Raw genomic sequence first — 26,159 nt, 5'->3', positions numbered from 1 at the left:
CGCCGGCGCGGCCGATCCGCCGCGCGCCGGCACCCCCCTCCTGCGGGTGCGCGATCTCGCGATCACCCATCAGGGAGAGGATGCCGCGACCCCGGCGGCGGTCCGCTTCGACGTGGCCCCGGGAGAGGTCGTCCTGCTGCTCGGCCCCAGCGGATCGGGCAAGTCCACGCTCACACTCGCGCTGAACGGTCTGATCCCGAACGACGTGCCGGCCGACGTCGAAGGAACGATCACTGTCGGAGCACTCGATGCGGCGGCGGCGACCGTGGCCGTGCTGAGCACGCATGTCGGCATGGTCTTCCAGGATCCTGACGCGCAGCTGGTGACGGGCACGGTGCTCGACGAGGTCGCGTTCGGACCGGAGAATCTCCGGATGCCGGTCTCGGACGTGCTCGATCGAGCCGAGGCCGCGCTCCGCAGGGTGGGGCTGTGGGAGCGTCGCGGCGAGAATCCCGACCGGCTCTCCGGCGGCGGACGCCAGCGTCTTGCGATCGCCTGCGCGCTGGCGATGGGATCGCCGCTCCTGGTGCTGGACGAGCCGACCGCGAATCTGGATCCGCAGGGCACCGAGGAGGTCTACGCCGCACTCGCCGAGCTCGTGGCCGCCGGCGACCGGGCGATCCTGCTTGTCGAGCACAACCTCGATGCGGCGATCGGCTTCGTCGACCGCGCCGTCGTGCTCGATCAGGACGGACGCCTCGTCGCGGACGGGACTGTCGACGCGGTGCTTCGCGAACGCGCGGAGGAGCTGCACGAGATGGGGGTGTGGCTGCCGACCTCCGCGCTGGCCGCGCTGCGGCTGCGGCGTGCGGGGTTCGCCCTCGACCCGCTGCCGCTGACGCCCGCCGAGCTGCACGCCGCGCTCGAAGCCTCTCCGGCTCCGGCATCCGCCCCCCTCTCTACGGCGAAACCACCCCTTCTCGCCGAACCCACCTCGGATGGCACGCCCGTCGCGCATGGTTTCGGCGAGAAGGGGTGGTCTGGCCGCACGGAGGCACACCACCTCGCGAACCCGATCATCACGGTGCGCGGACTCTCGGTGCGCCGGAGCCGGCGCGAGGTGCTGCACGACATCGACCTCGATGTGCCCCGCGGCGAGTTCCTGGCCATCGTCGGCGCGAACGGCGCGGGCAAGACGAGCCTGATCCAGGCGCTCGCCGGCGTCGTGCCGCCTCCGCGCGGGTCGGTGCACGTCGACGGCCTCGATGTCGGCCGCGCCGATGCGCGCACGCTCGCCTCGCGCATCGGCTTCGTCTTCCAGAACCCCGAGCACCAGTTCATCGCCAACACGGTCTTCGACGAGCTGGCGCACGGACTGCGCCGGCAGCGCCTCTCGGATGCAGAGGTCCGCGAGCGGACCGAAGCGCTCCTGGACCGGTTCGGTCTCACTGCCAAGGCGCAGACCCACCCGTTCCTGCTCTCCGGCGGACAGAAGCGGCGGCTGTCCGTCGGCACCGCGCTCGTCGCCGGCGCCCCCGTCCTCGCGCTGGACGAGCCCACCTTCGGCCAGGACCGCGCACGCGCCGACGAGCTGCTCGGGCTCCTGCGCGAACTGAACGAGGAGGGGACGACCGTCATCGTCGTGACCCACGACATGCAGTTGGTCGCAGAGTACGCCGACCGCATGGTGGTGCTCGCCGACGGCCGCGTCCTCGCGCAGGGGGCGACCGCCGACGTCTACGCCGACGCCGAGCTCATCGAGCGTGCCGGACTGCGGATGCCGCCGCTGGCGCAAGCGCTGCGCGCGGTGACGCGGCATCCCGATCTCGCTCGCATCGCTCGGCTGTCCGACCTGCCCGGAGGCGCCGCGTGACCGCCACCGGACCGCTCCTGGCCGCGCAGGTGCCGCGCATGGCGGTCGACCCGTACGCGGATGCCGTGACCGCCGCGCCGGTGCGGTTCCTGTATCGGCTCAACCCGCTCGCGAAGCTGCTGGCGCCGGTGCCAGCGATGGTCCTTCTGGTGTTCGTGAGGGATCTCGCCACGCCGCTCGCGTTCCTGCTGCTGGCGTACGCGGTGCTGCTGATCGGCGTCAGCTTCACGCGCCGGCTCGCACTCGTGCTCCTGCTCGCGCTGCCGCTGGGCGCCGCGGCGATCGGCTTCGGCTTCTCGCTCTGGACCGATCCGGCGCACGTCGATCAGAGTGTCGTCGTCTGGCAGATCGGGTCCTGGACGCTGTACGGCGGCGCGCTGGTGGTCGGGTTGGCGACCGGTCTGCGCATCGCGGCGATCGTCGCCCTCGCGCTCATCGCCGGGCTCAGTACGACCGGTCCCGACCTCGTCCGCTCCACCGTGCAGCAGCTTCGCGTGCCGTATCGGATCGGCTACACGGCGCTGGCCGCGTTCCGCTTCGTGCCGCGCTTCGGCCACGAGCTCGAGGTGATCCGGCAGGCGCATCGGGTGCGCGGCGCACACGGCGGCCGCGGACCCTTCGCTGCGATCGCCCGGTGGAGCGGGTACATCGTCCCGCTCCTGGCCGGCGCCATCCGCCACGCCGAGCGCGTCGCGCTGGCGATGGATGCACGGGCCTTCGGCGCCCACCCCGATCGCACCGAGCGGCACGTCGTTCCGTTCCGTGCGCGCGATGTCGTGTTCATCGCACTCTTCTTGGCCGCATCCGCCGCGATCTTCTGGGTCCTCTTTCCGTGGGGTCTGGGCTGACGCCGTGAACGCCACGAGGGCCCGCCGCCGAAGCGACGAGCCCTCGTGTGTAACCGTTACGGTCAGTTCACGGTCAGGGCGTGGTGGGCCAGGCCACCGTCCCCGTCGGGGAACGTCATCTCCGGACCAGCCGGGTCGGGCAGGTTCAGGCCGCCCGGGATCGACTTGCCGACGACGCCGTTGACCAGTTCCGTGGAGTACGAGTACGCCAGGACCGCGAGGGCGATCGCGTCGGAGTTGACCTCCAGCGCGTCCATGTTGATGTTCGCGATCGTGTCGCATGCCGAGTGGTAGCAGGGGTCGAAGGCTGCACCGGCGGTGCCGCCCCAGATCAGTTCCTGCTCCGGCGTCTTGGGCACCTCAGCGCCGGTGAACAGTCCACCCGCCGCGATGCCGTTCGCGATGAACGCCTGATAGTCGCTGCGTCCGCTGAACTCCGCGTCGTCATACGGCTGGCCGACGCTCGTGAAGTAGCGCTCGAACAGGTCCTCGATCTCCACGGATCCATCGGGCACGACGACCGGCGCCTCATAGCTCGACTCGTCACCGTCGTAGACCATGAAGATGTAGTTCGGCGACGCGACCATGTCGAAGTTGAGGTACAGCGCGATGCGATCGAGCTCCGCCTGCGGAAGGTTCTCGACGTAATACGTCGACCCGATCAGGCCCTCTTCCTCCGCGCCCCACCATGCGAGGCGCACGGTGTTCTGCGGCTTGACCTTCGCCATGCTCTGCGCGAGCTCGATGAGCGCGGCCGATCCGCTGCCGTTGTCGTTGATTCCGGGACCCTCGGGAACCGAATCGAGGTGCGCGCCGGCCATGACGACGTTGTTCGTGTTCTTGCCGGGGAGTTCCGCGATCACGTTCTGCAGGATGAACTTGTCGGGTTCGGGCACGAGCACGCGTGCGGTCGAGCCCGTCTGGGCGAGCGATTCTCCGGCCGCGTACGACGCTCCCACGACGGGGATGTTGAGCGGATCCGGGTTGACGCCGATCAGGGTGATGTTCGTCAGCACCCCGGAACGCTCCGGAGTGTTGCCCTGGTTCATGATCACGACGGCCTCGGCGCCGGCGGTCTGGGCGTTGGCCGCCTTCACGCCGAACTCGCACGTGCCGCGCTGCACGAGCGCGACGTCGTTCGGCCCGGTGAAGTCGAGCCCCAGGAAGTCCTCCGGCTCGCACGCGCTCGTGACGACGCTGGCGTTGGGCTGGCCCAGGATGAGATCCACGGGGATGATGTTCCCGGTGACCTCGCCGATGCCCGCGCCCTGCGGCGCCTCGCTGTCGTGCATGACCTCGACCGGCGTGAGCTGCTCGAGCTCGGACGGGAGCGGGACGAAGTAGTCGAACGGCTCGGTGTGGACCTGCCATCCGGCGGCGGAGAGCGTGTCGACGACGTAGTCGACGCTCGCGTCGTAGCCGGGAGTGTTCGCGGCGCGCGTGCCGCCGTTCGCGTCGGCGATGGCCTGGAGCGCAGCGAGGTGCTCGTTGACACCGGCCGCCGAGACGCACTCGGTGAGCTTGGCGATCGTGTTGTTGTTCCGGTTGTCGCAAGCGGCCGCGGGGGGAGCGGCCAGTGCCGCGCTCGCCGGCAGGATGGCGAGTGCGAGGGCGGTGGCTGTCGCCGTCGTTATGGCGACAGCTCTTCGGGAAGGTCGTGCAGACAGATTCATCTTGTTCTCCTTCGCGGGCGGGTGTCTTCGTCGACACCCGTCGGGGGGTTCGTTGCCGGTAGGCAACTCCGCCGAGGCTACCCGGCGACGCGGGGGCTCCGAAACCCCCTTGACGTCTCCCTTGAAATGAGGGATGCCGCGCCCCTCGGCCGCTCGAGAACCGAGGGACGGGGGGCGCGGCATCCAGAATCGATGCGACAGTAGATCAGCTGCGCTTGCGGACGATCTGCCTGCTCACGATGTCGCGCATGATCTCGTTCGTTCCGCCGTAGATGCGGTGGACGCGGGCGTCGAGGAATGCGCGCGCGATCGGATATTCGGTGATGTAGCCGTATCCGCCGTGCAGCTGGACGCCGATGTCGAGCAGCTCCCACTCCCGGTCGGTCGCCCAGAACTTCACCTTCGCGGCCTCTTCGGCGGTGAGCTTCTCGTCCTTGTAGAGCAGCATGGCGCGGTCGACGTAGGCCCACAGAACGTCGACGGTGGTGGCCATGTCGGCGAGCTTGAAGCGGGTGTTCTGGAAGTCGGCGACCGACTGGCCGAACGCCTCACGGCTGAGCGTGTAGTCGCGCGTCCATACGAACGCCGCTTCGCTGGCGGCCGCCGCTGCGACCCCGATCGACAGCCGCTCGAGCGGGAGGTTCATCATGAGCTGGATGAAACCGAGTCCTTCCTTGCCGCCGATCAGGTTCTCCTCGGGAACGAACACGTCGACGAAGGACATCTCGGCGGTGTCCCAGCCGTGGAAGCCCATCTTCTCGAGCTTCTTGCCGTGGTCGAAGCCCTCCATGCCGTTCTCGAGGATGACCAGACTGAACGCGTCCGGCTTGTTCCCCTCGCCCGTCTTGACGAAGGTCACGACGATGTCGGCGGTCTTGCCCGACGAGATGAAGGTCTTCGCGCCGTTGACGAGGTAGCCGCCCTCGACCCGCTTCGCGGTCGTCTTGATGCCCCGCAGGTCCGACCCCGCGCCGGGCTCGGTCATCGCGAGTGCGCCCAGCACCTCGCCGGTGGCCATCCGGGGAAGCCACTTCTCCTTCTGCTCCTGCGTGCCCATGTGGGCGATGTAGGGAACAGCCAGGTCGTCCTGGATGCCGAGCGCGCCGGCGAGCGAGCCGTAGCCCGCGCCGATGGTCTCCTCGAGCACGATCGCGCGGAAGCGATAGTCCTGCAGCATCCCTGCGCCACCGAACTCCTCCGGCACCGAGAGGCCGATGATGCCGGCCTCTCCCGCCGCGAGCATCGTCGCCCGATCGATCTCGCCGGCCTCGTCCCACTCCTTGCGCTTCTGCTCGCTCGCGTAGCGCTTGAGGAACTCCTTCACGACGTCGCGGAACGCCTCGTGGTCCTCGTCGTAGATCTCGCGCTCCATGTGCGCTCCTGCCCTTCTGTGAACGTGGGCGTCCGGCCGGGCTCTCGAGAATCGACGTGCGCGGCCGCGTCGCCGCTGGCGATTCTAGGGCACCGATCTGCCGGGATGCCGAACCGCTGTGACATTGCATCCCATGATCCGCGGTACTGGGTACCGCGTTTGTGGGATGTCTCAACCTCGCGATCCGAACGCCTACTGAAGGTAGGTCGGTGCGGCGGGGAGGCCGAAGAACTCCTCGAGGGTGTGCCAGCCGCCCTCGTGGTAAGCCCGGGCGAGGTCGACTCCGATGTAGCGCAGGTGCCACGGTTCGGGGGTGTAGCCGGTGATCGGCGTGTAGCCGTCCTCGTAGCGCGTGATCCAGCCGAACTCCCAGCTGTGGGCGACGATCCACTGGCCCTGGATCGACGCGCCGAGGTCGTCGAGTGTGCCGCATCCGTCCGCGCATGCCACCAGGTCACCGGCGAGCCCGGACTGATGCTCGCTGAACCCGGGTCGCGCGCTCGAGAGGTCGGCCTCCGCGACGCCCTGTGCGCTCACCTGGCTCGAGTACGTGGCCTGCTGCGTCGAGTAGGACCGGAACCCGCTCTCGAGCGCGATCTCACCGACCCCCGCCGATGAAGCGGCACCCACCATCGTGGACAGCGCCGCAGCCGCGTCCGACCGCAGCGTGCCGCCTTCGGTGCTGCGCACCCCCTCGGGCGTTGCGAGGGAGCCGGGGAAGTGGTCCACGGGAACCAGGGGCCGCGTCTTGTTGATCACGACCCACACCCGCGCCGGATCATCGAGCGCGACGCACGGGGCGGTGCCCTCTGCGACCGAGGTCCGGAACGCCACCGCGCCACCGGCGGCGGCGATCGCGCCCGCATCGTCGCCGGCGGCGAGCGCTGCGGTGAACGCCGGCATCGCGCAGAGCTCCAGCGCCGCGGGCGCGGCCTCGACGGTGGGGGCGGGGATCGCCTCGGCCGGCGCAGGCAGAGGAACGCTCAGCCGCGCGGTCGGCGCGGGCTCGATCGTCTCACGCACTTCGGCGGCGCGTCCTGCCGCGATCCCGAACAGCGGGCCGCCGGTGACGGCGGCCGTGACCGTCGCAGCCGAGCCGAGGACGAGCGAACCGACGACGGCAAGGCCTGCGACCACGCCGATCCGTGCGACGCTGCGACCGCGTGCGTGCCGCGCAGGCGCCGAGCGAGGAGCCATCAGCTCGGCGGTCTTGGCTGCGCGACGCGTCGGCGCGGGGGCGGATCGACGCGCACCGACGCGGATCGGGGTCGGCCCCGTGCTGGAGCGACGCCCCGGCGTCCGCGAGCGGAGGGGCGCCGCAGCGCCCAGCACGACCTCGCGGGCGGGGGCGGAGTCGGGCGTGACGTCAGGCTCGGGGTCGGCGATCACCGGGAGCGGAACGGTGTGCGACAGCACTTCCCGAGGCTCATCGGGCGACGCCTCGGCCGGCTGTGACGGCGCGGCATCCGTCACCGGGTCCGCTGCCAGGGCGCGCTCATCATCCCGTTCGCGCTGCAGCCGAGCGGCGCGACGGGACAACGGGGGATTGTGCGGTTCGGGTGCCGTCACCCGCCCCATTCTTCCGTGCCGCGGCGCTCCGGTCGAGGCCTCGCCTGCAGACGGCGTTTCATCGATACTCTGTACTACACGGACTTGACTTACATTCGTATCTCTGTTCCCATTGTCTCATGCGGTGGCAGGGTCAGGAACTCGGTGTTGCGGATGCCGCCGCGCTTCCGGGTCTGGAGCGCCTCAACGGGCTGGTGCGGTCCGTGACGACGCCCGAGTTCGCCGGCGTCACCTTTCACGAGGTCATGTGCAAGAGCGCGCTCAATCACGTACCGGGTGCTTCGGCGATGCCGTTCGACTGGACGGTCAATCCGTACCGGGGGTGCACGCATGCGTGTGCGTACTGCTTCGCCCGCGGGACGCACGAGTATCTGGAGCTCGACGCGGGGCACGACTTCGACTCGCAGATCGTGGTCAAGATCAATGTGGCGGAGGTGCTCGGCAAGGAGCTCCGGCGCGGCACATGGGCGCGGGATCCGGTCATGCTCGGCACGAACACCGACCCGTATCAGCGCGCAGAGGGCCGGTACAAGCTCATGCCGGGCATCGTCGGCGCGCTGACCGAATCGGGCACTCCCTTCTCGATCCTCACGAAGGGCACGCTGCTGCGCCGCGATCTTCCGCTGCTGACCGATGCTGCCGCATCCGTGCATGTGTCGATCGCGATGTCGATCGCGGTCTTCGACGACACCCTTCAGAAGCTCGTCGAACCCGGCACGCCCTCGGCCTCCGCACGCCTCGAGACCGTGCGCGCGGCGACGAATGCCGGCTTCCGCGTGACGGTCTTCCTCATGCCGATCCTTCCTCATCTCACCGACTCCATCCCGGCGCTCGACCACGCACTGACGCAGATACGGGATGCCGGTGCCGTGCGCGTCGTCTTCGGCGCGCTGCACCTGCGGCCGGGCGCCAAGCAGTGGTTCATGCAATGGCTCGCTCGCGAGCATCCGGAACTGCTCTCGTCGTACCTCGGCCTCTACCCCGGCGTGTCGGCGACGGCACCCAAGGCGTACCGCACCTGGCTCTCGAAGCGGGTGCGACCGCTGCTGCGGGTGCACGGACTCGACGGTCGCGCGGAGGACGACGAGCCTCGACGGTCCGCTGTCCCGGGTCTCGCGGCGCGGCCGCAATTCGTGACCACATCGCGGGGCCGAGCCGCGGAAGAGGCGACGCGGCTCTTCTGAGCGCACGAACAGCTGCTCGGAGGCCCAGGGGAGTGGCGGGCGATCGCGGTCAACCCCTGTCCGCGGCATCCGTCATCGTGGCACTCTGGGCGCCATCGCCCGAGAAGGAGGAGCCATGAGCGGACCTGACGAGCTGCGGACCTATCCAACGGGGGTGCCGTGCTGGATCGACGCAGCGCAGCCCGATGTCCGGGCCGGCGCGGAATTCTACGGTGACCTGTTCGGGTGGAGCTTCGTCGAGGCGGGCGAGCCGGGGTCGGACCGGCCGTACCTGTTCGCGCAGCTCGACGGCAGGGATGTCGGCGCCCTCGAGGCCGGCTCAGGCGGCGAAGGGTGGGTCAGCTACATCTCGTGCGACGACATCGGGCAGACGTGCATCCGCGTCGAACGAGCGGGCGGGATCGTCGGCGTCCCGCCGGCGGACAGCAGTCCGTACGGCTGGAGCGCGACCTGCGCCGATCCGCAGGGGGCGATCTTCCGTCTCTGGCAGGCCGGGTCGCATCCCGGATCGCAGATCGTCAATGTGCCCGGCGCGTGGAACTTCAGCGATCTGCGCACGCCGGACGCCGCGGCATCCCTCTCCTTCTACGGCGATGTGTTCGGCTGGCGGATGGATGCCGATCTCGGCGCCGGCATGATCCGCCTGCCGGGGTACGGCGACCATCTCGCCGCCACGGTCGACCCCGGCATCCATGAGCGTCAGGCATCCGCTCCCCCGGGTTTCGCCGATGTGATCGCCGGTCTCACACCCGACGCGACGGCGTCGCGCGCATCGTGGGTGATCCGCTTCACGGTCGAGGACCGTGACGAGAGCGCGACCCGCGCCGAGCGACTGGGCGGCACCGTGCGCTCCCGCGCCGACACCGAGTGGACGAAGGAAGCCGTGATCGCCGACCCCCAGGGCGCGCAGTTCATCGTGAGCCAGTTCGATCCACCCGAAGGGTAGGTCGCGCGCGACTGCCGCGCATGCGGAACGCCGGGCCGCGTCCCGAGGGAGCGACCCGGCGTTCCGGAGGTGTGGTGCTACGCGGTGAGCTCGGCCGCGGTCGGCACGCGACCGGCCAGCTCCTCGATCGTGTCGTCACCCGGGCGGGCGTCTTCGAACGGCGCGTCGATCTCGGCGCGCTCGAGCATCTCGGTCATCTTGCGACGACGCTGACGCGTGATGAGCGTCACGACGCGACCGGACTTGCCGGCCCGGCCGGTGCGGCCGGAGCGGTGCAGGTACGTCTTGTACTCGTCCGGCGCGTCCGCCTGGATGACCAGGTCGATGTCGTCGACGTGGATGCCGCGAGCTGCCACATCCGTCGCCACGAGCACATTGACCCGACCGGACGTGAGGCGCTCGAGGTTGCGCGTGCGGCGAGCCTGGTTGAGGTCGCCGTGCAGCGAGACGGCCGGGATGCCGGCGTCGTCGAACTGCTCGGCGAGCATCTCGGCGTACGCGCGGGTGCGGGCGAAGACGAGGGTCTTGCCGTCCCGGTCGACCAGCTGGTCGAGGATCTGGGCCTTGTCGCGGTGCTCGATCACGAGCACGCGGTGCTCGATGGTGCTCGACGCCTGGTCTTCACCGGCGACCTCGTGCACCGACGGGTCCACGAGGAACTCGTCGACCAGCGCGGAGACCTCGCGGTCGAGCGTCGCTGAGAACAGCAGCTTCTGCGAGCCGTCGGCCGTCTCGCGCAGGATGCGCTGGACGGGCTCGAGGAAGCCGAGCTCGCACATGTGGTCGGCCTCGTCGATGACCGCGACCATGACCTCGCTGAGGTCGAGCTTGCGCTGGGTGATGAGGTCCTCGATGCGGCCAGGAGTGCCGATGATGATGTCGACGCCCTTCTTGAGCGCGCCGACCTGGCGAGCCTGGGGCACACCACCGTAGATCTGAGTGGTGAACAGGCCCACGCTGCGCGCGATCGGCTGGATCGTGCGGTCGATCTGCAGTGCGAGCTCGCGGGTCGGAGCAAGGATGAGCGCCTTCGGCTTGCGGCCGAACTCACGCCGCTTGCCTGCACCGGCACGCAGCACGTTCTCAACGAGCGGTGCGCCGAAGGCGATCGTCTTGCCCGAACCGGTGCGGCCTCGAGCCAGCACGTCGCGGCCGGCCAGGATCTCGGGGATCGTCGCAGCCTGGATCGCGAACGGGGCCATGGCACCGAGGTCGCCGAGCGTGCGGACGATGTTGTCGCCGAGGCCGAGCGAGCCGAAGCTCACGCCGTCGACATCGGTCGCCTGGATCGCCTCGGCCTGCAGGCGCTCGTGGACGACGTCGACGTGCTGCTCGTGCGCCTGTGTCCGCGGGGTCGCCGTGTTCCAGTCGGAGCGGCCGGCGGGGCGGGTGCCGCGCGGACGGTCGGTGTGCTGATCGCGGCGGGCGGGACGGTCGTCATACGAACGCTGGGGGCGGTCGTTCGACCGGGCCGGACGATCGTCGTACGAACGCGTGGGGCGGTCGTTCGAGCGCGCGGGGCGGTCATCGTACGAACGCGTGGGGCGGTCGTTCGACCGGGACGGACGGTCATCGTACGAACGCGTGGGGCGGTCGTTCGACCGGGCCGGACGATCATCGTACGAACGCGCCGGGCGGTCGTTCGACCGGGCAGGACGATCATCGTACGAACGCGTGGGGCGGTCGTTCGAGCGAGCCGGACGATCATCGTACGAACGCATGGGGCGATCGTTTCCGTACGAACGGGGCGGGCCATCATTCGAGCGGGCAGGACGATCATCGTACGAACGCGCCGGGCGATCGTTCGACCGGGCAGGACGATCGTCGTACGAACGTGCAGGACGATCGTCGTACGAACGTGCAGGGCGCTCGCCCTGCGAGTGCGTGCGGATGCCGCGCGCCTCGTCGCGGCCGGCGCGCTGCGTCGCCGTCCACCGGGTCTTCGGCGCGCCGGTCGGTGCGCCCTCTTCGGCGGCGCGGTAACCGCGGTGATTCGGGCTCTTGCTGCCCGGCTTCTGCGCGGCACCACGACTGCGGTCGTGGAACGAGGTCTTCTTCTCGCCGTAGCGCGGTTCGAAGTTCTTCGCCGGTCGTCCGCCGGCGGGCTTCTTGCTCTTGGGCATGGTGATGTCCTTCTGGGTTGTCTCAGCTGAGAACAGCACTCCACAGTTCGCGCGCAGTACTCACCCGCGCAGCGTGGACTGCGCGGAATTCACTGCCGCGACGCCGCACATGCGGCACGGAGTTGCCCGGACTATCGTCGGCCGGGGGCCATTCAACGTGATGGTCGCCGGAGCGGATTCGCTCCCACCATCGGCCCCTTGGACTCACAAACCCATCCGCACTGTGCGCGCGGTGTCCAGAGCCGACCCTTCACTCTAGCGGGTGCCTCGGATTCGAGCCTGTGAGGATGCCGGTGGGCAGCGCATCCCGGCCCTACACTGGCGCCATGGCCACGAACACCCGCGCCGTCCCCGCCGAGGGCGTCGCGCCGGCACCCACGCTGCGCGCAGAATCCGAGGCGATCTACGCGGCGGCCGGAGCGGGAGTGCTCGGTGCGATCTACGGACTCGTCGTCGCTCTCATCGCTCCCGACATGCCGCTCGCCGACAACGAAGGCGCATTCGGGCTGCTCGCCGCGATCGGGGCGGGCGTGGTCGCCGCGGCCGCATCGGCCACCGGATACTGGCGGTCGCGCAACCACCCCGGCCAGGAATGGCGGCGGTCGCTGCCTTCGTGGAAGTTCACGGTCAACACGATCTCGGTCGTGGTCGTCCACACCGCCCTGGCGTTCCTGGCAACCTATGCCGGATTCCGGCTGCTCGGCATGGGATTCATCGGCCTTCCCGTGATCACCTTCTGGGCCATCGTGCTCATGACGGTCACGCTCGGGCTCACGGCGTACATCGTCTACCTCTCCGTGTCGAAGATGACGACGCAGCGCATGTCGTCGCTGCTGATGTCGTTCATCGTGATCGGCACGCTGACCGCGATGCTCACGACTCCCGATCCGGAATGGTGGAAGGTCCACTTCAGCCACCTCGGGACATTCGACGACCTGTCCAGCTGGGTGTTCAACGGAACGCTCATCGCGGGCGGTCTGCTGGTGACGACGTTCGCGGTGTACATCGCCAACGACATGGAGGCCCTGGTCCGGGCCGGAGTCCTGCAGAACCAGAGGTCGCCGCGAACCGTCTCGACGCTCTTCGTCGTCATGGGGATCATGCTCGCGTGCGTCGGGATCTTCCCGGTGGACTTCAGCCTGCTGCTGCACAATCTGTCCGCGACGGGGATGGCGGTCATGTTCCTCGTGCTGCTGATCGCGGGCCCGAAGCTGCTCCGCGGGATGCCGCGCACCTACTTCCTGTCGGCCTGGGCGTTCCTGGCGGCGACGGTCGCATCGGTCATCCTCTTCATCGTGACCTACTTCTCGCTGACCGCGTTCGAGATCATCGTGTTCGCGCTGATCTTCGGCTGGATCGCCGTTTTCATCCGCTTCCTCGGCGTCACGGGCCAGCACGAGTAAGTCCGAATCGCTCGCAACGATTCGCCGCTTGTCACGCGGAACGGCTACCCTCGACCCAAGAGACGACTGCTGCGCGGGGGCACGGCTGTTCGCGCAGCGTTCTGGTTCCGGGGGGTAGGCGGCTGCGGCCTGGAGAACGTGCAGGGCGGGAGCGCTGCCGCACTCCGCCTCACGAAAGGCCCATCCTCCCCCCGTGGCCCTCCTCGCCGCCTCCCCTGCGATCATCCGTCCCCGCGCCGTCCTGCGGCGTGCGCTGCCGCGCGTTCCTTCCGCGTCGCAGGTCGGCTTCTCGACGGCTGCGATCCTCGGCGTCGGACTCCTGCTGTCGATCGTGACGACCCCGGATCCGCTGTGGTGGCAGCTGCACTTCAGCCGCCTCGGCACGTTCGCCGCCTTCTCCGGCCACGTCTTCAACGCGACGATCATCGCCACGAGCGTGGGAGTCGTCCTGTTCGCCCTCCGCCTGAATCGCGAGATGGTGCAGCACTCCGGCACCGCGGTCCTCACGAACCGCCGCGCCGCCACGATCGTGCCGATCCTGGTCGCACTCCTGGGCATCAATCTCTCGCTCGTCGGCTTCTTCCCGGTCAACGCGAACGAGTTCGTCCACGATCGCGGTTCGACCGGGGCCGTCTTCTGCTTCGTCGTCATCCTCTCGACGAGCCGCTGGACGCTGCGGGGGATGCACCGGGTCATGTCGCGCGCGAGCCGCCTCGTGGCACTCGGCCTCGTCGCCACGACCGCGCCGTACATCGGCGGGTTCATCAACCTCGCGGCTTTCGAGCTGATCGTCTTCAGCCTGATCTTCTGGTGGCTGCTCCTGTTCGCACGCACGATCGGACGGCCCGCCGATGCCCCTCCACCCAAGCCGCCCACGAGAACGGGCAGCATGCAGCGCACCGTCGTGATCTCCCCCAGCGCCGGCATGGAGCACGTCGCGATCGCCACCCGGGACGGCATGCCGACGCATTCCGGGATGCGGGCGGCGACTCACCCTCGAGCAGCCGTGCCGACCCGACGGCTGATCCACGGCCACGCGGCGCAGCGATCCGATCTGGCGCACCACCGCGCGCGGGGCGGCCGAACCGAGGTCGACCGGACGTGAGCGCACGGTGCATCCAACCGTGAGGATGGATGCATGGCAGAACCCGATGCACACCCGATCACTGTTGCGATCGAACGCCGAATCGACCCGTCGCGAGCGGTCGAAGCGACTTCGTGGATGCAAGCGGGCACCGACCTCGCGACGACGTTCCCCGGCTTCCTCGGCTCCGGGTGGGTGCGGGCGGGCGAGGGCAGCGACCTCTGGTACATGCTGTACCGGTTCCGCGACATCCCGACACTCGAGGCGTGGGAGGACTCCGCGCAGCGCGCATGGTGGCTCGATTCCGGGCGCGTGTTCGCGAGCGAGGTGCGCATCGAGCGCCGCACCGGCATCGAGGGCTGGTTCGACGCGCCCTTCGCGACGCATGTCGAATCGCAGCGCGGTGCCGACGCTCCCGCGACAGGGCCGATCCAGCATCCCATCCCCTCTGCCCCGCCACGCTGGAAGCAGGCGGTGACGATCTGGCTCGGGTTCTTCCCCACGAATCTGCTGGCATCCTGGGCGCTCGGCTTCGTGCCCGGATTCGCGGACTGGCCGCTCGCTCTGCGGGTGCTGATTGCGACCGTGCTGCTCACGCCGGTGATGACGTATCTGGTCCTGCCGTGGGTCACGCGGATGCTGCGCCCTTGGCTGCAGCGCCCGGCCTGACCTTCGGCTCAGTTCCGCGTGGCTTCGAGGGTGTCGGCGAGCGCGGCGACGAAGCGGTCGGCATCCGCATCGTCGAACGGCAGCGGTGGCCGCACCTTGAGGGTGTGATTGTGCGGGCCGGAAGCGGCGATCAGCACCCGCCGATCGCGCATCCCGTTCACGACGGCGAGGGCGAGCGGCTCGTCGGGGCCGCCGCTCGAGTCCACGATGTCGATGCCGTAGTAGAGGCCAACTCCGCGCACGTCGCCGATCTCGGGCGCGTCGAGGCCACGAACCGCGGCGGAGAGCCGATCGCCGACGGCTGCCGCGTTCGCGATCAGCCCCTCGCCCTCGATCACGTCGAGCACGGCCTGTGCGGCGGCGACCGAGACCGGGGTTCCGCCGAAGGTGTTGAAGTAGCGCTGGTGCGCGCCGAACCCGTCGATCACGGCATCCCGTGCGGCGAAGCCCGCGATCGGCATGCCGTTTCCCGCCGGCTTTCCGAAGGTCACGGCATCGGGCACGATCCCGTGACGCTCGAATCCCCACATGCCGTGGCCCATGCGCCCGAAACCGGCCTGCACCTCGTCGGCGACCAGGAGTCCTCCTGCTGCCCGCACGAGTTCGGCGACGGGCCCGAGGAAGGTCCCGCTCGCCTGCACACCGTCACTCGAGAAGACGGTGTCGACGAAGAGCGCGGCCAGGCCGAGACCGGCCGCATCGAGCGACGCGATCGCGGCGCGCACACCGTCGACGAATGCGGCGGGGTCGACGACCGGTGAGGGCACGACTCGAACCCACGGCTCCACTGCATCCGCGCCGATGAGCGACGGGGAGAGGTTCGCGGTGGCGATCGTGACGCCGTGGTACGCGTAGCTCGTCACGATCGCGCCGGTGCTGCCTGTCGCGTCCCGCGCGATCCTGAGCGCGAGGTCGTTCGCCTCCGATCCGGTGCAGGTCAGCATCACGTGTCCGATGCCGGCGGGCATCGTGGCGAGCAGTCTCTCCGAGTATTCGATGACGGCCGGGTGCAGGTATCGCGTGTGCGTGTTCAGCAGGGCAGCCTGGGCGGCGATGGCCGCGACCACCCGCGGGTGCGCGTGCCCTACTGAGGGGACGTTGTTGTACGCATCGAGGAACTCCTCTCCGTCGGCGGAGTACAGCTTCGTCCCTGCACCGCGGACGAACTCCACCGGCTGCCGGTAGAAGAGCCGGTACGCCCCGCCCATCGCATGATCGCGGCGCGCGATCAGCTCACGGGTTCGGGCGTCGAGGCCTGCTGAGTGCTCCGGGCGGAAGTATGTGCTCGGACCCACGGGGCGGTCGGTCATCTCCACTCCTCAAGGCTCTCCGGGGCGTCGGCAGGGCTCCGGACCGTGATCGCGAGCAGGTCGCGCTGCGCTGATGCCAGCCATGCGTCATCGTCGCGTGTCGGCGTGCCGACGGCAACCTCCCGCCGGCCGGCCGCGATCAGCACGCGCTGCGCGAGCCTGGCGCGGGCGATCGCGGGGACCACCGCCAGTTCCGTGGCCGTGAGCGGCACGATGTCGGCATATCCGAGCGTCATCGCCGCCGCAGCGCCCCAGACAGCCCCGGCGCCGCGTTCGCGTGCGGCTTCTGCACCGGCGTAGGCGGCTGCGATCCCGACGTCGAACACGCGGGCGATGTGCGCGGCATCGCCGAAGTCGATGATCCCGCTCACGTGTCCCGGATCATCGGCCGAGACCAGGATGTTCCCGCCGTTGAGGTCGTTGTGCGAGATCTGCGTGGGCAGGTGCTCGACGGCGCGGAGGAGCGCGGGGTGCGCGGCGAGGGCGTTCTCGACCTCGGTGCGGACCGGGCCGCCGGACAGGAGCGGCAGATGCTGCGCGAGCGCGTCGAGGTCGCGCAGATCCCAGGCGACGCGACGGTCCGCGACCGGATGGGTCACACCGGACAGAGCGAGACTGAGCCGGCCGGCCGTTCGCCCGATCCGCCGTCGCGCGGCGGCATCCGGCCGCGCCTGTGCCGCCGTTCCTCCAGGGAGGAGCTGCGTGAGCCGGGCGGCGCGGGTGGAGCCGTGGAACACGACCTCAACGATCGACGCTCCGCCGGGAGTCGGGATGCCCCGCGCCAACGGCAGCTCCGCATCCTGTCGCAGCGCCGCTTCGACGATCGCGGCCTCGAATGCGAACCAGTCCTGGTCGGCCCGCGGTTCGGCGATCTTGAGCACCGCCTGCGACGGCTCGCGGTCGTCGTCGAACCGCACGAGAAAGGTTTCCTCTACGTCGGATGAGACCCGCCGAACGCGCGACACCGGGCGGCGCCACTCCCGCTCGACGACGGATGCTGCGGCAGCCTCGAGATCGGCGGGCATCGGCGGCGGCCCGCCGATCTCGTCAGCCATGACTACTCCGGGCGGTCGGAGTGTTCGTCGCCAGTCCATCCGTCGGTGCGATCCTGCGACTCCTCGTGATCAGCGCCGGGCTCGTCGTGGGTCGGCTCGGCTGCACCTTCGCCCTCGGCGCCGCCGTCGACCTCGGCCGCGGTCTCGCCGTCGTCTTCAGGATCTTCGTCGTCGCGAGGGGCGTCGGCGGCGGCGGCGGTCTCCCCAGCGCCATCTTCGTGCTCGGCCTCGGCGTGGGCCGCTCCGTCCGGGTCGCCGCCCTCGACGTCCTCGACATCTTCGCCGTCGTCGTGCTCGGCCTCGGCATCGCCCTCGCCGTTCTCCTCGACGCCCGAGTCGCCCGTGACGTCCGAGTCACTCGGGTGTGACGCATCAGCATCCTCCGCCTCGCCGCCGACCGTGTCGGTCGGCGCGTCCGCAGGAGCCGGCTCGGGCTCTTCCGGGTCATCCTCGGCCGTGCCGGCCGCATCCTCGGATGCGGACTCAGGCTCCATGTACTCGTCATCGACGACCACGGCTGCCGACGTCTCCTCCGGCATCTCCACGTCGGGGCCTTCGTCGATCGTCGGCACGTCGGCGTCCGCCGCCGTCGCGACCGCAGCACCGCTCGCAGCGGCGGCCGCGGCCTCGCGCGCCCGCAGCTCGCGGCGGGTCAGTGCCGCGCCCCCGGCGCCGGCCGCTCCTGCACCGACCAGGACGGGCTCGAGCGCACCGGGAGCAGCATCCGCATCCCCGCGCCGTCGCGTTGCCCGACGCTCCTTCGCACCCTCGACGAGGTTGTACAGCGTCGGGAGCACGAGCAGCGTCAGCACGGTCGAGGACACCAGACCGCCGATCACGACGATCGCGAGCGGCTGCGAGATGAACCCGCCGTGGCCAGTGATGCCCAGCGCCATCGGGGTCAGCGCGAAGATCGTCGCGAGCGCCGTCATCAGGATCGGCCGGAGTCGGCGCGACCCGCCGGCGACGGTCGCGTCGTGCGCGGTCAGCCCCTTCGTGCGGTACTGGTTGACGAGGTCGACGAGCACGATCGCGTTCGTGACGACGATGCCGATGAGCATCAGGACGCCGATGAGCGATGCGACGCCGAGCGGCACTCCCGTGATGATCTGCAGGAGGATGGCGCCGGTCGCCGCGAACGGCACCGAGACCAGCAGCAGCAGGGGCTGCCGTAGCGACTTGAAGGTCGCGACCATCACGATGTAGACGATCAGGATCGCGGCGAGCAGTGCGAGCCCGAGCTGGGTGAACGCGTCCTGCTGCTGCGAGATCACTCCGCCGAGCGCGGCGTCGGCCGAGTCGGGCAGGTCGGCTTCGGCGAGCGCGGTGTTGACCGACGCGGAAGCGGTGGTCAGGTCGTCGGTGGACGGCGTGACCGTCACGGTCGCGGTGCGCTGACCGCCTTCCGTCGTGATCGAGGTGGGACCCTCGCTCTCCTCGACCGTGGCGACCTCTTCGAGCGGGATCGGGCCGGTCGCGCTCGGCACGGTCAGCTGCTTGAGCTCGTCGAGCGTCGCAGGTGTCTGCGACGCCGCGAGGTACACGGTGAGCGTCGTGTCGTCGATCTCGACCGTGCCGATGCGCTGAGGCTGCATCGTGTTCGACACGAGTGCGCCCACCGCGACCTCGGACAGGCCAAGGGATGCGGCCTTGTCGCGGTCCACCGTGACGGCGATGTAGGGGAGGGATGCCGAGAGGTTGCTCGAGACCTGGCCGATGCCCTCGGCGCCCGTGACGGCGTCCACGACGGCATCCGTCGCCTCTTCGAGGGTCGACGAGTCGGGCGCGGTGACGTCGATCTCGATGTCGCTGGAGCCGAAGCCGCCACCGCCGCCGGCGACGGTGAACGTGCCGGCGTCGTCGAGCTCGCCGACCGCGCTCTGCACCTCTTCGCGCAGCGCGACCTGATCGGCGTCGGGATCGGTCGTGATCGAGTACGTGGTGCCGCTGCCGCCGCCGGTGAACGCGTCGCGCAGCGCGGAGCCGCTCGAGCCGATGGAGACCTGCACGGTCTGGATCCCGTCGATCCCGAGCAGGATCTCCTCCACCTGCTCGGATGCGGCATCCTCGGCCTCGAGGCTGGGAGCGGCGCCGATCTCCTGCGTCATCGTGAAGGTGTTCTGGCCGGAGTCGCCCAGGAAGTTCGTCTTCATGAACGGAGCGGCCGCGACGGTGCCGGCGAGCACGAGCACAGCCAGCAGAAGCGTGACCCAGGAGTGCTTGAGCGTCCAGCGCAGGATCGGCAGGTACGACTTCTGCAGACGGCTGGGCGGAGCCTCGGGCGCTTCGGGGTCGACCTGGCGGCCGTCGGCGTCCAGAAGCGGCTTGCCCGGGCGAAGGAACCAGTACGCGAGCACCGGAACGATCGTGAGCGCCACGAACAGGGATGCCGTCATGGCGATCGTCACCGTGAGGGCGAACGGGCGGAAGAGCTCCCCTGTCACGTCGCCGACGAACGCGATCGGCAGGAACACCGCGACCGTCGTGACCGTCGACGCGGTGATCGCCGAGGCCACTTCGCGCACCGCACGCAGGATCGACTGCATCTTGTCGGCATCGCCGACGTAGTGGCGCTTGATGTTCTCGATCACGACGATCGAGTCGTCCACGACGCGCCCGATCGCGATCGTGAGCGCGCCGAGGGTGAGGATGTTCAGCGAATAGCCGAATGCCTGGATGCCGATGAACGTGATCAGCACGCTCGTCGGGATCGAGATCGCGGTCACCAGGGTCGCGCGCACCGACAGCAGGAACACGAGGATCACCAGGACGGCGAAGAACAGGCCGAGCAGACCCTCCTGCGCGAGGGACTCGATCGACTGCTGGATGTACGGCGCCTGGTCGAAGACGACCGTGAACGTCGCGCCGCCGAGGGAGTCCTCGAGATCGGGGAGCACCGCGAGCACGCCGCGCGACACATCAACGGTGTTGGCGGACGGGAGCTTGGTGACCGCGATCGTCAGGGCCGGCTCGCCGTCCACCCGCGAGATCGTGGTGACCGGGTCCTCGTTCTGCTCGACCGTGGCGACGTCGGCGATCGTCACCTCACCGGCACGGAGCTGGCCGGCCGTGGACGGCACGAGCGGGAGCGCGGCGATCTCGTCGACGGTGGCGATCTTCGAGCCGGTCTGAACGGTGAGCGTCTGATCGTCTTCGGTGATCTCGCCACCCGGGAACAGGACGCCGTTCTGATCGAGCGCGTCGCGGATCGCCTGCTGGGTGTACCCGGCATCGGCGAGCGCCTCCGGATCCGGAGTGATCGTGACGCGCTGCCCTACGCCGCCGACGATCTGGGCCGCGTTGACCCCGGGAACGTCCTCGAGCTCCGGGACGACCGTCGACTCCAGCTGCGCCTGGATGGTCTCCTCGTCGTCGTAGCCGGTGACGGCGAGCTGGATGACGGGGAAATCGTCGATGCTCGCGGAGATGACGTTGGGCTCGACGCCGTCGGGCAGCTGGCTCTTGATGCGGTTGATCGCCTGGTTGATCTTCTGCTCGGCGGTGGCCAGATTGGTGCCGTAGGTGAACGAGGCCTGGATGATCGAGGCGTTCGTCGTGCTGGTCGCCGAGGTCGACTCGAGACCGGGGACACCCTGGATGGCCGATTCGATCGGCACCGAGACGTCGTTGCTGACGACCTCGGGGGACGCTCCGGGGTAGGTCGAGACCACGACGAGCTGCGGGAACTCGATCGACGGGATCAGCTCCTGCTTGAGACTCGTGAGCGCGAGTCCTCCGAAGACCGCAGCGACGATCGTGATGAGGGCGATGAGCGCACGGTTCTTGAGGCTCAGGACGGCGAGATTCGACACGGGGGCCTTCGCTGTGATGCAGTTCGGGATGCCCGGGTGGATCGCCGGGCCAGGATGCCGCGGGGATCATCCTGCGGCGGATACGGAGATGTATCGGGGTCTCAGTATCCCATGCCGAAAACCTCGCGTTCGCCGTGGATACGCGCGTTCGCGGCGGTCAGAAGAGGTTGCCGATCGCGAGTCCCGCGGCGGCCGCCGCGACTCCGATCACCAGCGTGCCGGCGGCGTTCAGCCACCCCCGACGAGCCTCGCCGCTCCGGGCGAGCAGCACCGACTCGAGGGAGACCGTGCTGAAGGTCGTGTACCCGCCCAGCAGGCCGACGCCGAGGATCCACACCGCGTCCCCGCCGATGAGCCCCGCCCCGAGTGCGGTGACCAGCCCGAGGGCGAAGGAGCCCGTGACGTTCACCACGAAGATGCCGAGGGGAAGACGCCCCGGCCGGCCGCCGACGACGAGCACATCGACGAGGTAGCGCAGACCAGCGCCGACGCCGCCGGCCACGGCCGCCGCGATGAGGACCCAGGCGCTCACGCGGCCGCTCCCGAGCTGGCTTCCGTGTCGGGCTCCGTACCGCGCCGACCCCCGGTCATCCGCACGCCCAGCGCAGCTGCTGCGAGCCCGAGCAGCACGGAGAGGACGCCGAGTGCGATGCCGGCCAGCGGCGCCGAGCCGAGCAGGACAGCGGTCTGCACAGCGAACGCACTGTACGTCGTGAAGCCTCCGAGCACGCCGGTCCCGAGGAATCCGCGGGCGAGCGGATGCCGGTCCCGCAGGAGCCCGACCACGACGCCGAGCGCGAACGAGCCGATGACGTTGACGCCTGCCGTTGCGATCGTCAGGGCGAGCGAGTCGGGGGCACCCGTGACGAACGGCAGCAGGAGCAGCTCGCGAAGCGCGACGCCGATGACCCCGCCGGCCATGACCACGCCCAGCATCCGTGCACGGAAGACGGGTGGGTGCGGCACGCCATCACACTATTCCCCGTCGTCAGCCGATCAGCAGCCGCTGGATCGCGGACTCCGGCGACACGTCGAGGGCGAGCAGCTCGCCCCGCGCGTACGCCTGGAACACGCCAGGGTCGATGTAGCTCCCGCGGGCGACAGCAGGGGTGTTGCCGAGCGCGTCCGCGGTGGCACGCACAGCGAGGGTCTCCGCCCGCTTGCGATCCTTCGCCGTATCGACGGTGCCGATCCGCGCGAGCGCGTCAGCCGCCATGATCGTGCCGCGAAGCGTTCGGAAGTCCTTCGCGGTGAACGCTCCGCCCGTGAGCGAGCGCACGTGCGAGTTCACGTCGGCCGGTGTCAGCGGAACGCGGCGGTTGCCGCGCTGATACGACAGCAGCGGCGAGCGCGGCCTGCCCCCGCTCAGCTCCGCCATCACCACCGCGAGATCCTCGTCATCGATCTCGATGAGGGCGCGCTTGCCGCTCTTGCCCGGAAACGACAGGGTGATGACGGATGCCGAGACGACGGCATCCCGTCGCTGCAGGGTCGTGAGACCTCGACTGCCGTGCTGCGCGAGATAGCGGGCGGATCCGATCCGGGGGGCAGCCTCGTCGAGCAGCCGGAAGGATGCCGCGAGCACGCGCTCCCGGTCGAGGTCCTCGCGGCGCAGCGCGGTCGTGACGCGACCGCGCGCGTGCGGCAGTGCCGCGGCGAGCTCGAGGGCCCGCGAGAACTTGCGGCGATCGCGGCGCTCGCGCCACTTGGGGTGATAGAGATACTGACGCCTGCCGGCGTCATCGACGCCGGTCGCCTGGATATGTGCGCTGGGCTCGACCGCGATCCACACGTCGTCCCAGGCGGGCGGGATCACGAGACCGTGGATCCGCTCGCGGTCTGCAGGCCCGGGGGCGTCGCCCTTCGCATCGGCGTAGCGGAACCCGCTCCCGGAGCGGATGCGCCGGAACCCGGGATCATCTCCCGGGCGCACCCGGACTAGTCGTGCCACGTCGTGCCTCGTCTTGGTGCGTCAGGGGTGGTGCGCGTCAGTGCGTGCGCAGCATCCGGATGAGATCCGCCTTGCGTTTGCCGGAGTACCCGGACAGTCCGATCTGCTTCGCACGTTCGCGCAGATGCGGGACGGTCCATCGTTCGTAGTCACCCGACTGGCCGCCCCGGCGGGCCACGGCGGCCGGGCCGTGCCGCTCGACGGCGTTCGAGATGCGAGCGGCCTTCTCTTTGGAGGCTCCCTCGTTGCGGAGCTCCTCGTACAGTTCGCGATTCTTCAGACTGCCTGACGCGCTGCGGTTCGGCATGGTCTCCTCCTTGGTCCGATCGACCTTGGTCCTCCGACGCTACGACCGTGGCGTCCCGGAGCGGGAGGGGTTGACAGTCCCAGCGCGTCTCGATACCTGCGGATGAGGGGCAATCCAGCGCGTATCACCGCCGATCGTCACGCGTCAAGCCCCTCCCCCCGCGCACGCGAGGGGTGCATTCTCTTATCCGTGCCCCCAGGGGCATCCGGGTCGCGCCAAATCCCCCGCAGCCCGGCGACAGAAGGAGAAACCTCCATGAACCTCGCCCTCATCATCATCATCGTGATCGCGGTCATCCTCGCGATCTTCGGCGGACTGAACTCGGCACTGAGCTGGCTCCTCTGGGTCGCGCTCATCGTCGGTGTGATCGCGCTGATCATCTTCCTGTTCCGAGTGATCAGCGGCAATCGCCGCACCTGATAGACGTGTCAGCCGGCCCGGCTGACCCGCTCCCCCCGGAGCACGGATGCCGCGTCCCCGACAACTGCGTCGGGACGCGGCATCCGTCTTTTCCCCGGTGAAGCCGGCCGTTCGACCTCACCGAGAAGCGAGCCAGACCGTCGATTCGCCCGGCACCACGCCGATGGGGACGTCGGTGCTGGCGAGCACGATGTCCGCGCGATCGAGCGGGAAGGGCTCAGTCCCGAAGTTCGCCACGACGGTCCATCCGTTCGGGCGCTCGAACCACAGCACGTCTGCGCGTCCCGCGTCGATCCAGGTGAGCTGCTCGACGGACTGGAGTTCGCGCCTCAGCGCGAGCGCACGGCGGTACAGCGTCAGGGTCGAGTCGTGGTGCTCCTCCTCGGCCTCGACCGAGCACTGTCCGAACCACGCCGGCTGCGGCAGGTGCGCCCCATCGGCGCCGAAGCCGAAGGAGCCGCCCGTGCGAGTCCAGGGCAGAGGGACGCGGCATCCATCCCGCCCGAGGTCCTGGCCGGGGCTGCGGAAGAACGTCGGGTCCTGACGGTCGGCGTCGTCGAGTTCCGCCACCTCGTGCAGGCCGAGCTCTTCGCCCTGGTAGAGGTACGCCGAGCCCGGGAGGGCGAGCACGAAGAGTGTGGCGGCCCGCGCGCGCCGAAGTCCGCCGGCACGGTCGAGTCGAGGCTGCCTGCCCCCCGACAGCAGCCACTCGTTGCCATGCTTGAGCGCGGGCCGCCCGTCTGCGTCGCGCTCCGGATGCGGCAGCCCGTAGCGGGTGGCGTGCCGGACGACGTCGTGGTTGGAGAGCACCCAGGTCGTGGACGAGCCGGATGACGCGGCGAGTTCGAGGTTCTCGGTCACGATCCGGCGGAACTGGTCGGCTGCGAAGTCCGCCTCGAGGAGGTCGAAGTTGAAGGCCTGTCCGAGACTTTCCGCGCGGGCGTACAGCGGGATCCGGGCGCGATCGACCCATGCTTCGGCAACCGCGGTGCGCGGCGGATCGTAGGAGTTGAAGACCTGGCGCCACTCGGCGTACACCTCGTGCACGTCGTCCCGATCGATCAGCGGATGCGCGCCGTCGCGCGGCATCGCGTCCAGCTCGGCGCGCGAGGGCAGCGGCTCCGACATGTCCTTCGTGAGCATGTGCGCCACGTCGATGCGGAAGCCGTCGACGCCGCGATCCGACCAGAAGCGCAGCGTGCGCACGAAGTCGTCGCGCACCTCGGGGTTCGCCCAGTTGAGGTCCGGCTGTTCCACGGCGAAATTGTGCAGGTACCACTGCCCATCGGCTGCTCGATCCCACGCCGGGCCGCCGAAGGCCGACTCCCAGTCGGTGGGTGCCTCGGCGCCTCCCGGCCCCGTCCCCTCGCGGAAGATGTACCGGTCGCGGGCGGGGGATCCCGGGCCGGCCGCGAGCGCCTCCTGGAACCACTCGTGCTGATCGGAGGTGTGGTTCGGCACGATGTCGACCACCACCCGGATGTCCTGCGCGTGCAGCGCGGCGACCATCGCATCGAAGTCCTCGAGCGTGCCCAGCCGCGGATCGACGTCACGGTAGTCGGCGACGTCATAGCCGCCGTCGGCAAGTGCCGACGGGTAGAAGGGGCTCAGCCACACCGCGTCGATGCCGAGGCGGGCGAGATAGGGCACCCGGGACGTGATGCCGGCGATGTCGCCGATCCCGTCGCCGTCGGCGTCGGCGAAGCTGCGCGGGTACACCTGATAGACGGCCGCCTGCCGCCACCATGTGGCATCCGTTGTCGTCATCAGCCCTTGACGGCTCCCTGGGTCACGCCCTCCATCACCCAGCGCTGCGTGAACAGGTACACGATGATCGCCGGCGCCATCGCCATCAGGTACGACGCGAACGCCACGTTGTAGCTGTTGCTGAACTGCGATTGGAACAGCGAGTTGAGCACGGGAAGGGTCTGCAGCGCGGGGTCCGCGATGATGAGCGACGGCATCATGAAGTCGTTCCACGCGTACAGGAAGGCGAAGATGCCGATCGTCGCGCTCATGGGTGCGAGCAGCGGGAAGATCATGTGCCAGAAGGTCTGCCACGTGGACGCGCCGTCGATGCGCGCGCTCTCCTCGAGCTCGAACGGGATCGAACGCAGGAACGCGGTGAACAGCAGCACGCTGAAGCTCAACTGGAACATGGTCGCGAGGATGATCACGCCGACGGGGTTGGCCAGCCCGACGAGTCCGGTCAGCTGCACCTGCGGCAGCGCGACGACGGGGAACGGGATGAACATCGCCGCGAGCAGGTAGAAGAACGAGTAGCGGAACAGCTTGTGATCCCAGTTGCGCACGATCGCGAATGAGGCGAACGCGGCCAGGAAGATCGTCGCGGTGACGGTGCCCGCGGTGACCAGCACCGACATGGCCGCCCCCACCGGGAAGTTGACGAGGTCCCATGCCGCCACGAAGCCTTCGACGCTGAACGGCGCCGGCAGCGAGAACGCGTTGCCGTCGACGGCCTGCGCGCTGGTCTTGAACGCCATCGTCACGGTGACGTACAGCGGCAACAGGACCGTGATCGCGCAGAGGATGAGGAGGATGGTGCCGGTCCAGTTGACCCGCTCCATGCGGATGCGGCCCCCGGCCTTCTTCGGGGCGG

At 69.5% G+C, this 26,159-nt stretch carries 20 protein-coding genes and 1 pseudogene; 8 read left to right on the top strand and 13 right to left on the bottom strand.

What is annotated here, in order from left to right:
• The first annotated feature begins 46 nt into the window (after positions 1-46).
• Positions 47-1,813: an ABC transporter ATP-binding protein gene (locus BM349_RS02040; RefSeq protein ID WP_254773754.1), complete on the top strand. Its 1,767-nt coding sequence runs from the start codon at positions 47-49 to the stop codon at positions 1,811-1,813.
• Positions 1,814-1,851: 38 nt separating this feature from the next.
• Positions 1,852-2,661 (top strand): energy-coupling factor transporter transmembrane component T family protein, encoded by an 810-nt coding sequence (locus tag BM349_RS02035; protein WP_091704745.1) that lies wholly within the window; start codon positions 1,852-1,854, stop codon positions 2,659-2,661.
• Between the two features lie 62 nt (positions 2,662-2,723).
• Here the strand turns inward: BM349_RS02035 and BM349_RS02030 are convergent, their stop codons facing one another.
• The 3 genes from BM349_RS02030 to BM349_RS18880 form a co-directional block, all read right to left on the bottom strand.
• Positions 2,724-4,334: a M28 family metallopeptidase gene (locus tag BM349_RS02030; RefSeq protein ID WP_091701959.1), complete on the bottom strand. Its 1,611-nt coding sequence runs from the start codon at positions 4,332-4,334 to the stop codon at positions 2,724-2,726.
• A 205-nt stretch (positions 4,335-4,539) separates the two neighbouring features.
• Positions 4,540-5,706 carry an acyl-CoA dehydrogenase family protein gene (locus BM349_RS02025; RefSeq protein ID WP_091701955.1) on the bottom strand — a complete coding sequence of 389 codons (1,167 nt, stop codon included), beginning with the start codon at positions 5,704-5,706 and terminating at the stop codon, positions 4,540-4,542.
• 192 nt (positions 5,707-5,898) lie between these two features.
• Positions 5,899-7,275: a M15 family metallopeptidase gene (locus BM349_RS18880; protein ID WP_254773686.1), complete on the bottom strand. Its 1,377-nt coding sequence runs from the start codon at positions 7,273-7,275 to the stop codon at positions 5,899-5,901.
• 119 nt (positions 7,276-7,394) lie between these two features.
• Here BM349_RS18880 and BM349_RS02015 point away from each other — a divergent pair, with 119 nt between their 5' ends.
• Both BM349_RS02015 and BM349_RS02010 read left to right on the top strand, forming a co-directional pair.
• Positions 7,395-8,459: an Rv2578c family radical SAM protein gene (locus BM349_RS02015; protein WP_091701952.1), complete on the top strand. Its 1,065-nt coding sequence runs from the start codon at positions 7,395-7,397 to the stop codon at positions 8,457-8,459.
• 115 nt (positions 8,460-8,574) lie between these two features.
• Positions 8,575-9,405, top strand: a complete 831-nt coding sequence (locus BM349_RS02010) for a VOC family protein (protein WP_091701947.1) — start codon at positions 8,575-8,577, stop codon at positions 9,403-9,405.
• A 77-nt stretch (positions 9,406-9,482) separates the two neighbouring features.
• Here the strand turns inward: BM349_RS02010 and BM349_RS02005 are convergent, their stop codons facing one another.
• A complete protein-coding gene (locus tag BM349_RS02005; RefSeq protein ID WP_091704738.1) occupies positions 9,483-11,528 on the bottom strand; it encodes a DEAD/DEAH box helicase in 2,046 nt (681 codons plus the stop codon).
• A 326-nt stretch (positions 11,529-11,854) separates the two neighbouring features.
• Between BM349_RS02005 and BM349_RS02000 the strand changes: the two genes are divergently transcribed.
• The 3 genes from BM349_RS02000 to BM349_RS01990 all read left to right on the top strand — a co-directional run bounded on the left by BM349_RS02000 (position 11,855) and on the right by BM349_RS01990 (position 14,684).
• Positions 11,855-12,931 carry a DUF998 domain-containing protein gene (locus BM349_RS02000; protein ID WP_091704734.1) on the top strand — a complete coding sequence of 359 codons (1,077 nt, stop codon included), beginning with the start codon at positions 11,855-11,857 and terminating at the stop codon, positions 12,929-12,931.
• 193 nt (positions 12,932-13,124) lie between these two features.
• Positions 13,125-14,036, top strand: a complete 912-nt coding sequence (locus BM349_RS01995; protein WP_091701943.1) for a DUF998 domain-containing protein — start codon at positions 13,125-13,127, stop codon at positions 14,034-14,036.
• Between the two features lie 33 nt (positions 14,037-14,069).
• Entirely contained in the window at positions 14,070-14,684 is a 615-nt protein-coding gene (locus BM349_RS01990) for an antibiotic biosynthesis monooxygenase (RefSeq protein ID WP_091701939.1), read from the top strand.
• Between the two features lie 8 nt (positions 14,685-14,692).
• Here BM349_RS01990 and BM349_RS01985 read toward each other — a convergent pair whose 3' ends face one another.
• The 7 genes and pseudogenes from BM349_RS01985 to BM349_RS01955 all read right to left on the bottom strand — a co-directional run bounded on the left by BM349_RS01985 (position 14,693) and on the right by BM349_RS01955 (position 23,119).
• Entirely contained in the window at positions 14,693-15,994 is a 1,302-nt protein-coding gene (locus tag BM349_RS01985) for an aspartate aminotransferase family protein (protein ID WP_091701935.1), read from the bottom strand.
• Positions 15,991-17,049, bottom strand: coding sequence for a phosphotransferase (locus tag BM349_RS01980; RefSeq protein ID WP_175525158.1), 1,059 nt, complete (start codon positions 17,047-17,049; stop codon positions 15,991-15,993). Before BM349_RS01980 ends, BM349_RS01985 begins: the two co-directional genes overlap by 4 nt.
• Positions 17,050-17,786: 737 nt before the next feature.
• Positions 17,787-20,861: pseudogene (locus tag BM349_RS01975) on the bottom strand (efflux RND transporter permease subunit); the annotation flags it as partial.
• A gap of 157 nt (positions 20,862-21,018) precedes the next feature.
• Complete coding sequence (locus BM349_RS01970) at positions 21,019-21,393, bottom strand: fluoride efflux transporter FluC (RefSeq protein WP_091701923.1); 375 nt, start codon at positions 21,391-21,393, stop codon at positions 21,019-21,021.
• Positions 21,390-21,827: a fluoride efflux transporter FluC gene (locus BM349_RS01965; RefSeq protein WP_254773685.1), complete on the bottom strand. Its 438-nt coding sequence runs from the start codon at positions 21,825-21,827 to the stop codon at positions 21,390-21,392. Before BM349_RS01965 ends, BM349_RS01970 begins: the two co-directional genes overlap by 4 nt.
• Before the next feature lie 22 nt (positions 21,828-21,849).
• Positions 21,850-22,812: a DNA topoisomerase IB gene (locus tag BM349_RS01960; protein WP_091701914.1), complete on the bottom strand. Its 963-nt coding sequence runs from the start codon at positions 22,810-22,812 to the stop codon at positions 21,850-21,852.
• A gap of 37 nt (positions 22,813-22,849) precedes the next feature.
• Positions 22,850-23,119, bottom strand: coding sequence for a DUF7218 family protein (locus BM349_RS01955; protein ID WP_091701910.1), 270 nt, complete (start codon positions 23,117-23,119; stop codon positions 22,850-22,852).
• A 255-nt stretch (positions 23,120-23,374) separates the two neighbouring features.
• On the opposite strand from BM349_RS01955, the gene BM349_RS18685 reads away from it, so the two are divergent.
• Complete coding sequence (locus tag BM349_RS18685) at positions 23,375-23,539, top strand: hypothetical protein (RefSeq protein WP_175525157.1); 165 nt, start codon at positions 23,375-23,377, stop codon at positions 23,537-23,539.
• Positions 23,540-23,656: 117 nt separating this feature from the next.
• Here BM349_RS18685 and BM349_RS01950 read toward each other — a convergent pair whose 3' ends face one another.
• Both BM349_RS01950 and BM349_RS01945 read right to left on the bottom strand, forming a co-directional pair.
• Positions 23,657-25,306 carry a glycoside hydrolase family 13 protein gene (locus tag BM349_RS01950; RefSeq protein ID WP_091701907.1) on the bottom strand — a complete coding sequence of 550 codons (1,650 nt, stop codon included), beginning with the start codon at positions 25,304-25,306 and terminating at the stop codon, positions 23,657-23,659.
• Positions 25,306-26,127, bottom strand: a complete 822-nt coding sequence (locus tag BM349_RS01945) for a carbohydrate ABC transporter permease (protein WP_254773753.1) — start codon at positions 26,125-26,127, stop codon at positions 25,306-25,308. Before BM349_RS01945 ends, BM349_RS01950 begins: the two co-directional genes overlap by 1 nt.
• Between the last annotated feature and the right edge of the window lie 32 nt (positions 26,128-26,159).

This window comes from Microbacterium sp. cf046 (genome assembly GCF_900114345.1).
In the GTDB taxonomy this organism is placed as follows: domain Bacteria; phylum Actinomycetota; class Actinomycetes; order Actinomycetales; family Microbacteriaceae; genus Microbacterium.
Note: the sequence above shows the minus strand (reverse complement) of the source record. Positions and strands in the feature narration are given on the sequence as shown.